Below are 8,790 nucleotides of genomic sequence, written 5' to 3' on the forward strand. Positions count from 1 at the left end.
GGAGACAGCCAGTTTACCAGCACCCTGTCTGTCAACTTCCACTTCCCCAAGATCCCGCGAAGAACCTTTTTTATTGCAAGGAGCAGGATGAAACGAAAAATAATGATAGTGGAAGACAGCCTGACGGTACGCCGCATGCTGACCCAGGCCATTGCGCAGCAGACCGGGCTGGAAATCGACGCCTTCGATACCCTTGAAGGGGCTCGCGATTGCCATGGGGAAGATTATGTGGTCGCCCTGGTGGATCTCACCCTGCCGGACGCCCCCGGCGGAGAAGCTGTCAATGTGCTGAGGGAGCGTGGGTTGCCGGTGGTGATCCTGACGGCCGACATCAGCGAAGAGAAGCGGGAAGCCTGGCTGGAAGCCGGGGTGCTGGACTATGTGATGAAGGATTCACGTCACTCCCTGCAATATGCCGTCGGTCTGGTGCACCGCCTCTACCTCAACCAGGCCATCGAAGTCTTGGTGGTCGACGATTCACGCACCTCCCGTCACCGCACCGCGGCCCAGTTGCGCAAGCAGTTGTTGCAGGTGCACGAGGCCAATTCAGCCCGCGATGCGCTGGCGCAGCTCGAGCAGCACCCCGCCATTCGCCTGATGCTGGTGGACTACTACATGCCGGAGATCGACGGCATCAGCCTGGTGCGAATGCTGCGCGAGCGCTACAGCAAGCAGCAGCTCGCCATCATCGGCATCTCGGTATCGGACAAACACGGCCTCTCGGCACGCTACCTCAAGCAAGGGGCGAATGATTTTCTCAATCAGCCCTTTGAACCCGAGGAGCTGCAGTGCCGGGTCAGCCACAACCTGGAGGCCCTTGAGCAGTTCAACAACATCCAGGAATCGGCCAACCGAGACTACCTGACCGGACTTTACAACAGACGCTACTGGTTCAACGAGGGTCAAAAGTGGTTCGAGGAGCATCAGCGCCATCAGGCGCAGCTCTCCCTGTGCGTGCTCGATGTGGATCACTTCAAGCAGGTCAATGATCACTGGGGGCATGCCATCGGCGATCAGCTGCTCTGTCATCTGGCCAGGCTGCTCACCCAGTTCTTCCCGGATGCCATGATAGCCCGATTCGGTGGTGAAGAATTTGCCCTGATGGTGCCCCACTGCCCCGTTCCCGTGCTGCTCAAGCGACTGGAAGGGCTTCGTCTGCAAATGCGCCAGCAACCGCTGTCCCGGGAGATATCGCTCTTTGTACGCGCCAGTTTCGGCGTCATCAATGTCGGGCGGCTCTCCATGGACGAGGCGCTGAGCGAGGCAGATCGCCAGTTGTATCAGGCAAAGAATACCGGGCGAGACAAGATAGTCTGTCAGGACGTCTGAGCAAGCATCAGCAGAGGCACTCCGTGTAGTACCGCCCGGCGCCCCTTGTGTGGCGGCCGCCGGGTCAATCCCTTCTTCACCGTTCAATAGGTCTTGTCGACCCGCACCCCATCGTTGAAATAGAGGATGCGCACCTTGTCGCCCTGCGCAAAGACCATGGCCGGATCGTAATCCTGGATCACGTTGATGAGCCCGTTCTGCTCGTTGCGGATCAGCAGCTCCACCAGCTTGTTCTCCACCACGCTGCCCCCTGACTGAAACTGCTGCACCGCCGCCGCTCCCGCCAGCGCTCCGACCGCAGTGGCAATCTCCCGCCCGTGCCCACCGCCAAACTGGTTGCCGAGCAGCCCGCCAAGCACGGCCCCTCCCAGAGTTTTCCAGCCGGAATGCTCTGATTCCACCATCTGGCGCTGGGTGATGTTGCGCACCGCATCCACCTGGCCGAAGACCACCTGCTCCACCGGACGCGCCGTGTTGCGTTCATACACCGCACTCCAGGCCGGCGCCGTGACAAAGCCAAGCAAGCTGGATACTATCAGGATAATGGCCTTCATCTATGAACCTCTGCCTTATGTCTCGCTATCTTACCGAACTGGATGATGAGCTGTGCTGGTTTCCCTCCCCCAGCCATGCGCTGGAAGAGCCCAACGGGCTGCTCGCGATTGGGGGAGATCTCTCCCCCGCTCGATTGCTGGCAGCTTACCACAGCGGGATCTTTCCGTGGAATGAACCCCATCAGCCACTGCTGTGGTGGTCACCGGACCCCAGGGGAGTCATCGTTCCCGAGGAACTCCACATCGGCCGCAGCCTGCAGAAGTGTTTGCGCCGCACACCCTTCGAGATTTACATCAATCGCGCCTTTGATGACGTCATTGCAGCCTGCGCCGCCCCCCGTCGCACCGCCAGCGGCACCTGGATAAGTGCCCCCATGATCGACGCCTATCGGTGCCTTCATCGCCTCGGTCATGCCCACTCCATCGAAATCTGGCAGGATGATCAGTTGCAGGCAGGCCTCTATGGCCTCTCCCTGGGCCGACTATTTTGTGGTGAATCCATGTTCAGCCGCATCGACAATGGCGCCAAACTGGCCATGGTGGCCCTCTGTCGCCACTTTGCAGGGCACGGCGGTGCCCTCATCGACTGCCAGATGCAAAACGACTTTCTGGCCACGCTAGGCGTCCAGGAGTGGCCAAGGCAGCGCTTTCTGACCACCCTGGCCACCCTGACCCGGCAACCGTTGCAAGAGGGATGCTGGCAACCGAGGAGAATCAGCCTATGAGTGAAGAAGTGATCCTCAAGGTCGGGCTGACCCCCAGGCACCCGTGCAGCTACCTCGGTCACGAGCAGGAGCAGTTGCTGGTCCTGATGGACCATGAACTGCTCAACGCCGCCGGGTACGAACGGCTGCTGACGGCAGGATTCCGGCGCAGTGGCAACGACATCTATCGTCCTCACTGCCCCGCCTGCAGCGCCTGTCAATCCTTGCGCATACACAGTGAACGCTTCACCCCGAGTCGTGGGCAGAAACGCATCCGCCAGTTGAACCGGGATCTCGAACTCGTGCTGAGCTATGACGACAAGCCCGAGTATTACCAGCTCTATGAACGCTATATCCGTGAGCGTCATCGGGATGGCAGCATGTATCCACCGAGCCGGACCCAATACAAGGGGTTCCTGCACTGCGACTGGATGCCCCCCCTCTATCTGGAGATGCGCAAGGAGGGACGCCTCATCGGCGTGGCCACCACGGACCTGCTTCCCCACTCTCTGAGCGCCATGTACACCTTCTTCGACCCCGACTATGCCGACCGGTCGCTCGGCACCTTCGCCATCCTGAGCCAGTTGGAACTGGCCAGACGTACCGGTCGTCAGTGGCTCTATCTGGGGTATTTGGTGGAGGAGTGCCGCAAGATGAATTACAAGCGCCAATACCTGCCCCATGAGCTGCTGGTACAGGGCGAATGGAAAAAAATCGACACCAAGCCCGAGTAAACTTTACACATAGCCTTAAATCCGGCATGATCCAGCGGTTTTTTGTTGTGGCTTATCAAGAGGATTCAATGGCTAAAGAAGACAGTATTGAGATGCAGGGTACCATTCTCGAAACCTTGCCCAATACCATGTTCCGTGTGGAACTGGAAAATGGTCACGTGGTTATCGCTCATATTTCCGGCAAGATGCGCAAAAACTACATCCGTATCCTGACTGGGGACAAAGTAACGGTGGCTCTGACTCCGTACGATCTCTCCAAGGGACGTATTGTTTTCCGCTCTCGCTAAGCCAGGAATTCAGCAAAAAACCCCAGCCTCTCGGTTGGGGTTTTTTGTCATTTCCGGCCTTGCTCACAGTCAGTGAGAGACAGCTTCAACGTTGACCTGAAAATCAAAGCTGAGGCTGTTGTTCACCAGCTCGACCTTCACAATGCCGCCATCGACCAGGGAACCGAACAGGATCTCGTTGGCCAGGGGCTTCTTGAGGTGCTCCTGAATGACCCGGCCCATGGGTCTTGCTCCCATTGCCCTGTCATACCCTTTCTCTGCCAACCAGTGGCGCGCCTCTTCAGACACCTCCAGTGAAACGCCCTTGGCATCCAGCTGAACCTGCAGCTCGACGATGAACTTGTCGACCACCTGATGGATCACTCCCATGTCGAGATGGTTGAACCAGATGGTGTGATCGAGCCGGTTGCGGAACTCCGGACTGAACGTCTTGTTGATCACCGCCATGGCATCATGGCTCATGTCCTGCTGCTGGAAGCCGATGGACTTGCGCTGGGTCTCCTGAACCCCTGCGTTGGTGGTCATCACCAGGATCACATTGCGAAAATCTGCCTTGCGCCCGTTGTTGTCCGTCAGGGTACCGTTGTCCATCACCTGCAGCAGCAAGTTGAAGACATCCGGGTGCGCCTTCTCGATCTCGTCAAGCAGCACGACGGAGTGCGGATGCTTGAGGACGGAGTCGGTCAACAGCCCTCCCTGCTCGAATCCCACGTAACCGGGAGGAGCCCCGATCAACCGGGACACTGTATGGCGTTCCATGTATTCCGACATGTCAAATCGCAATACCTCGACCCCGAGCGCCTTGCCCAGTTGCTGGGTCACTTCGGTCTTGCCCACCCCGGTCGGGCCGGCAAACAGGAAGCAGCCCACAGGTCGGCGTTCGTTGCCAAGCCCTGAACGTGACAACCGAATGGCATCGGTCAGCACCTCGATGGCCTTGTCCTGCCCGAACACCACCATCTTGAGATTACGCTCCAGGTTCTTCAGCACCTCCTTGTCGGAGGAGGAGACAGATTTCTCGGGAATACGGGCAATCTTGGCAACAATGGCCTCGATTTCCGGCACATTGATCACCTTCTTGCGCTTGCTAACGGGCAAGAGGCGTTGCCCTGCACCCGCTTCGTCGATGACGTCGATGGCCTTGTCAGGCAGATGGCGATCATTGATGTACTTGGCGGAGAGCTCCACCGCCGCCCGGATCGCCTTGACGGTGTAACGCACGCCATGGTGAGACTCATAACGGCTCTTGAGTCCCATCAGAATGCGAGTGGTGTCGTCTACTGTGGGTTCGACGATGTCGATCTTCTGGAAGCGGCGAGCAAGGGCCCTGTCCTTCTCGAAGATCTGGGCATATTCCTGGTAGGTGGTGGAGCCCACGCAGCGCAGCAAACCATTGGAGAGCAGCGGCTTGATGAGGTTGGCCGCATCCAGCTGGCCACCGGAAGCCGCACCAGCGCCAATGATGGTGTGGATCTCGTCGATGAAGAGGATGGCCCCCTCCTGACGTTCAATCTGCTTGAGCAGCACCTTGAGGCGCTTCTCGAAGTCACCACGATACTTGGTGCCCGCCAGCAGGGAGCCCATGTCCAGGGAGTAGATGGTGCTACCCGCAATCACCTCGGGCACATCCCCCTTGACGATACGGTAGGCAAGTCCTTCGGCGATGGCGGTCTTGCCCACGCCGGCTTCCCCGACCAGCAAGGGGTTGTTCTTGCGGCGGCGGCACAATACCTGAATGGTGCGATTGAGCTCCTGATCACGGCCGATGAGCGGATCGATACGCCCCTCCAGCACCAGCTGGTTGAGGTTGGTGGCAAAGCTTTCTATCTGGGCAGAGGATACCTCGTCATCAGATTCCGCATTGTTGCCACCACTCTCGGGCTTGTTGTCCTTGCGCACCCCGTGGGACAGGAAGTTCACCACATCCAGGCGGCTTATTTCGGCTTTTTTCAGGAAGTAGGCGGCCTGGGACTCTTGTTCGCTGAAGATGGCGACCAGGACATTGGCGCCGCTCACCTCGGTATTGCCGGACGACTGGACATGGAAGACGGCACGTTGCAGCACGCGCTGGAAGCCCAGCGTCGGCTGGGTTTCCCTGTCTTCGTCGTCACGGGGGATGAGCGGAGTCGTTTGATTGATGAAGGCGCGGATCTCTTTGCGCATCTGTTCCACATCCGCACCACATGAACTCAGCGCCTCATGGGCTGAGCTGTTATCCAGCAGGGCCAACAACAGGTGCTCGACGGTCATGAATTCGTGGCGCTCGTCACGGGCCAGTTTGAAAGCCTCGTTCAGCGTCTTTTCTAGATCTTTGTTCAACATAGGCACCTCCCCTCAGTACAGCAACAATGCGGTGTCGTTATCGCCATCAAGTCATCAGATTCAAGCCTTTTCCATGGTACATAGCAGTGGATGTTCGTTGTTACGTGAATAGGTGTTGACCTGGACCACTTTGGTCTCGGCAATCTCGGCGGTAAATGTGCCGCAGACTCCCTTACCACTATAATGCACGCTCAGCATCACCTGAGTGGCCTTCTCCAGATCCATACCAAAGAACCTTTGCAGCACCTCCACCACGAACTCCATCGGTGTGTAGTCGTCGTTGTTCAGGACGACCTTGTACATGGGTGGCGGTTGCAGCTTCGTTTTCTCTGCCTCTGCAATCTCTTCATTAGCAAAGAGTTCTTTCTGCTTGCTCATAGTTGCGCTTTGGTACCTCTAGATTACTACCGTGTCGCTCAAGATTGTCAATAGACTTGTTAATCAGATCACATCGGTTGTTAACAACTTCTTGACTCGCTTAAAAGTTGGACTAGATTGGTTACTTGCTAATCGGCGCCCGTCTGCTACGGGGTCATGCCCTAGTTATATAAGGCTGGCGCAGGTTACTCAACGACTTCAGGGTAATCAATAAAAGGATGTAGATGTATGGCAACCGGAACAGTCAAGTGGTTCAACAACGCAAAAGGATTTGGGTTTATCTGTCCGGAAGGCGGTGGTGAAGACATCTTCGCTCACTACTCCACGATTCAAATGGAAGGTTACAAGACCTTGAAAGCAGGTCAGGCAGTCAACTTTGAACTGCAGCAGGGGCCGAAAGGAAATCATGCCTCTGTCATCGTGCCAAACGAAGCACAGAACATCTAAGAGTCAAACTGGATAAATTAAAAAGCGGCATCCCAAGGGATGCCGCTTTTTTATGGACAGGCACGAAGAGGGGAACAAGAAAGGCCAAGCCTTCCCTGTTCCCTGCTGCCGCTACCTCAGCGGGCCAGCAGGATGTTCAGCATACGACGCAGCGGCTCGGCGGCGCCCCACAGCAGTTGGTCACCCACGGTAAAGGCGGCCAGGTACTCCGGGCCCATATTGAGCTTGCGCAGACGACCGACCGGGATGCTGAGGGTGCCGGTGACGGCGGCCGGGGTCAGCTCGCGGGCGGTGATGTCGCGATCGTTGGGGATCACCTTGACCCAGTCGTTGTGGGCGGCCAGCAGAGCTTCGATCTCGGCCAGCGGCACATCCTTTTTCAGCTTGATGGTGAAGGCCTGGCTGTGGCAGCGCAGGGCCCCGATCCGCACGCACAGACCATCCACCGGGATAGCGGCGTTTTCGATACCCAGGATCTTGTTGGTCTCGGCCTGGCCCTTCCACTCTTCACGGCTCTGGCCGTTGTCGAGCTTGGTGTCGATCCAGGGAATGAGGCCACCGGCCAGTGGCACGCCGAAATTATCCACCGGCAGGGTGCCGGAGCGGGTCTTCTCGGTGATCTTGCGCTCGATGTCGAGGATGGCGGAGGCGGGATCCGCCAGCTCCACCGCCACTTCATCCCGCAGCATGCCCATCTGGGTGACCAGCTCGCGCATATGGCGGGCACCACCACCGGAGGCCGCCTGATAGGTGGCCACGCTCACCCACTCCACCAGATCGGCCTTGAACAGGCCACCCAGGGCCAGCAGCATCAGGCTGACGGTGCAGTTGCCGCCAACGAAGGTCTTGATGCCGTTGTTCAGGGCATCTTCAATGACGTCGCCGTTGACCGGATCCAGAATGATAACGGCGTCCTTCTCCATGCGCAGGGAGGAGGCGGCATCAATCCAGTAGCCCTGCCAGCCGGCGGCTTTCAGGCGCGGATAGACATCCTTGGTGTAGTCGCCGCCCTGGGCGGTGATGATGACGTCCTGCGCGGCCAGCGCCTCGAGATCGAAGGCGTCCTGCAGGGTGCCGGCATCGACGCCAAAATTGGGGGCGGCCTCACCGGCCTGGGAAGTGGTGAAGAAGGTGGGTTGAATGCGGGCAAAATCCTTCTCTTCCTGCATCCGGCTCATCAACACCGAACCCACCATGCCACGCCAACCGACCAAACCTACTTTTTTCATATTGTCCTACCCTGGATAGCTGCTTATAGAAATCGTGTGTGGTACCCGTGACCCCTGCCTTGGCGCCAGCCGTTTACAAGGGATTCACAATATATGAGTTGCAAAAAATGCGTCTGTCCACATTACGGATTGTGACGGCGGGCGCAAGTCGAATTGCGCAATATTCTGTGCCATTCGCTGCAATATCCGTCGGCCTGGCCGACCTGCGGGCAGCCGGTTGGCATCCTGCCTCCAGTTGGGGCATCATTGAGACCGACCGGCAGCCCCGCTGCCCCTCGGGGACGGCCCCGAGGCCTCCTGATACGCAGGGACGACCCTGCTTCCTGCGGAATCTGCCTTATGTCCTGGTTGCTATTGCTGTTGGCCGGCCTGTTCGAGGTCGCCTGGGCCATCGGCCTCAAGTACACCGACGGTTTCAGCCGTCCCCTCCCCACCCTGCTGACCCTGATCGCCATGGCCGTGAGCGTGCTGCTGCTCGCCATGGCGGTCAAACAGCTGCCCCTTGGCACCGCCTATGCGGTCTGGACCGGCATCGGCGCAGTCGGCACCGTGCTGATGGGGATCTGGCTGTTCAACGAACCGGCCACCCTGGCCCGGGTGCTCTGCCTGCTGCTCATCATCGTCGGCATTCTGGGGTTGAAGTTCATCGGTTAGGCGCGATGAAAGGGCCGGGTACACCGCAATGCTGATCAGTTAAGGATCCATTGACCGATCCTTCTGCTGTAGGATAATCCGGAACCAATCACTGGTTCCGGATTTTTTATGTCTATTGCAAACGATCTGAACGATGTTGTTGAGGCATCTGG

At 58.1% G+C, this 8,790-nt stretch carries 10 protein-coding genes; 6 read left to right on the forward strand and 4 right to left on the reverse strand.

Annotated elements, in window-relative coordinates:
* Nucleotides 1-87 precede the first annotated feature (87 nt).
* Nucleotides 88-1,329 carry a diguanylate cyclase gene (locus OKB81_RS17840; RefSeq protein WP_029314438.1) on the forward strand — a complete coding sequence of 414 codons (1,242 nt, stop codon included), beginning with the start codon at nt 88-90 and terminating at the stop codon, nt 1,327-1,329.
* An 83-nt stretch (nt 1,330-1,412) separates the two neighbouring features.
* Here the strand turns inward: OKB81_RS17840 and OKB81_RS17845 are convergent, their stop codons facing one another.
* Nucleotides 1,413-1,883, reverse strand: coding sequence for a glycine zipper 2TM domain-containing protein (locus tag OKB81_RS17845; RefSeq protein WP_010674514.1), 471 nt, complete (start codon nt 1,881-1,883; stop codon nt 1,413-1,415).
* A 17-nt stretch (nt 1,884-1,900) separates the two neighbouring features.
* On the opposite strand from OKB81_RS17845, the gene aat reads away from it, so the two are divergent.
* The 3 genes from aat (at nt 1,901) to infA (ending at nt 3,608) form a co-directional block, all read left to right on the forward strand.
* Nucleotides 1,901-2,608, forward strand: a complete 708-nt coding sequence (gene aat, locus OKB81_RS17850; RefSeq protein WP_103858899.1) for a leucyl/phenylalanyl-tRNA--protein transferase — start codon at nt 1,901-1,903, stop codon at nt 2,606-2,608.
* Nucleotides 2,605-3,321, forward strand: coding sequence for an arginyltransferase (locus OKB81_RS17855; RefSeq protein ID WP_010674512.1), 717 nt, complete (start codon nt 2,605-2,607; stop codon nt 3,319-3,321). Before aat ends, OKB81_RS17855 begins: the two co-directional genes overlap by 4 nt.
* 68 nt (nt 3,322-3,389) lie before the next feature.
* On the forward strand, nt 3,390-3,608 hold the full coding sequence (infA, locus tag OKB81_RS17860) for a translation initiation factor IF-1 (protein WP_005300033.1): 219 nt from the start codon (nt 3,390-3,392) through the stop codon (nt 3,606-3,608).
* 69 nt (nt 3,609-3,677) lie between these two features.
* Here infA and clpA read toward each other — a convergent pair whose 3' ends face one another.
* A complete protein-coding gene (gene clpA / locus OKB81_RS17865; protein WP_010674511.1) occupies nt 3,678-5,930 on the reverse strand; it encodes an ATP-dependent Clp protease ATP-binding subunit ClpA in 2,253 nt (750 codons plus the stop codon).
* Between the two features lie 60 nt (nt 5,931-5,990).
* Nucleotides 5,991-6,308 carry an ATP-dependent Clp protease adapter ClpS gene (gene clpS / locus OKB81_RS17870; protein ID WP_005325410.1) on the reverse strand — a complete coding sequence of 106 codons (318 nt, stop codon included), beginning with the start codon at nt 6,306-6,308 and terminating at the stop codon, nt 5,991-5,993.
* 228 nt (nt 6,309-6,536) lie between these two features.
* Here clpS and cspD point away from each other — a divergent pair, with 228 nt between their 5' ends.
* Complete coding sequence (gene cspD, locus OKB81_RS17875) at nt 6,537-6,755, forward strand: cold shock-like protein CspD (RefSeq protein ID WP_010674510.1); 219 nt, start codon at nt 6,537-6,539, stop codon at nt 6,753-6,755.
* A gap of 116 nt (nt 6,756-6,871) precedes the next feature.
* Here the strand turns inward: cspD and asd are convergent, their stop codons facing one another.
* Entirely contained in the window at nt 6,872-7,984 is a 1,113-nt protein-coding gene (gene asd / locus OKB81_RS17880) for an aspartate-semialdehyde dehydrogenase (protein WP_042016283.1), read from the reverse strand.
* Nucleotides 7,985-8,323: 339 nt separating this feature from the next.
* On the opposite strand from asd, the gene sugE reads away from it, so the two are divergent.
* Nucleotides 8,324-8,638, forward strand: a complete 315-nt coding sequence (gene sugE / locus OKB81_RS17885) for a quaternary ammonium compound efflux SMR transporter SugE (protein WP_041215293.1) — start codon at nt 8,324-8,326, stop codon at nt 8,636-8,638.
* Nucleotides 8,639-8,790: the final 152 nt, after the last annotated feature.

Origin of the sequence: Aeromonas sp. QDB56 (genome assembly GCF_027705505.1) — a bacterium.
GTDB lineage: Bacteria > Pseudomonadota > Gammaproteobacteria > Enterobacterales > Aeromonadaceae > Aeromonas > Aeromonas caviae.

Bases quoted from the DNA above. Each gene is read 5' to 3' on its own strand.
- OKB81_RS17845 (WP_010674514.1), bottom strand. From the start codon at position 1,883: ATGAAGGCCATTATCCTGATAGTATCCAGCTTGCTTGGCTTTGTCACG.
- OKB81_RS17855 (WP_010674512.1), top strand. From the start codon at position 2,605: ATGAGTGAAGAAGTGATCCTCAAGGTCGGGCTGACCCCCAGGCACCCG.
- clpA (WP_010674511.1), bottom strand. From the start codon at position 5,930: ATGTTGAACAAAGATCTAGAAAAGACGCTGAACGAGGCTTTCAAACTG.
- infA (WP_005300033.1), top strand. From the start codon at position 3,390: ATGGCTAAAGAAGACAGTATTGAGATGCAGGGTACCATTCTCGAAACC.
- aat (WP_103858899.1), top strand. From the start codon at position 1,901: ATGTCTCGCTATCTTACCGAACTGGATGATGAGCTGTGCTGGTTTCCC.
- asd (WP_042016283.1), bottom strand. From the start codon at position 7,984: ATGAAAAAAGTAGGTTTGGTCGGTTGGCGTGGCATGGTGGGTTCGGTG.
- cspD (WP_010674510.1), top strand. From the start codon at position 6,537: ATGGCAACCGGAACAGTCAAGTGGTTCAACAACGCAAAAGGATTTGGG.
- clpS (WP_005325410.1), bottom strand. From the start codon at position 6,308: ATGAGCAAGCAGAAAGAACTCTTTGCTAATGAAGAGATTGCAGAGGCA.
- sugE (WP_041215293.1), top strand. From the start codon at position 8,324: ATGTCCTGGTTGCTATTGCTGTTGGCCGGCCTGTTCGAGGTCGCCTGG.
- OKB81_RS17840 (WP_029314438.1), top strand. From the start codon at position 88: ATGAAACGAAAAATAATGATAGTGGAAGACAGCCTGACGGTACGCCGC.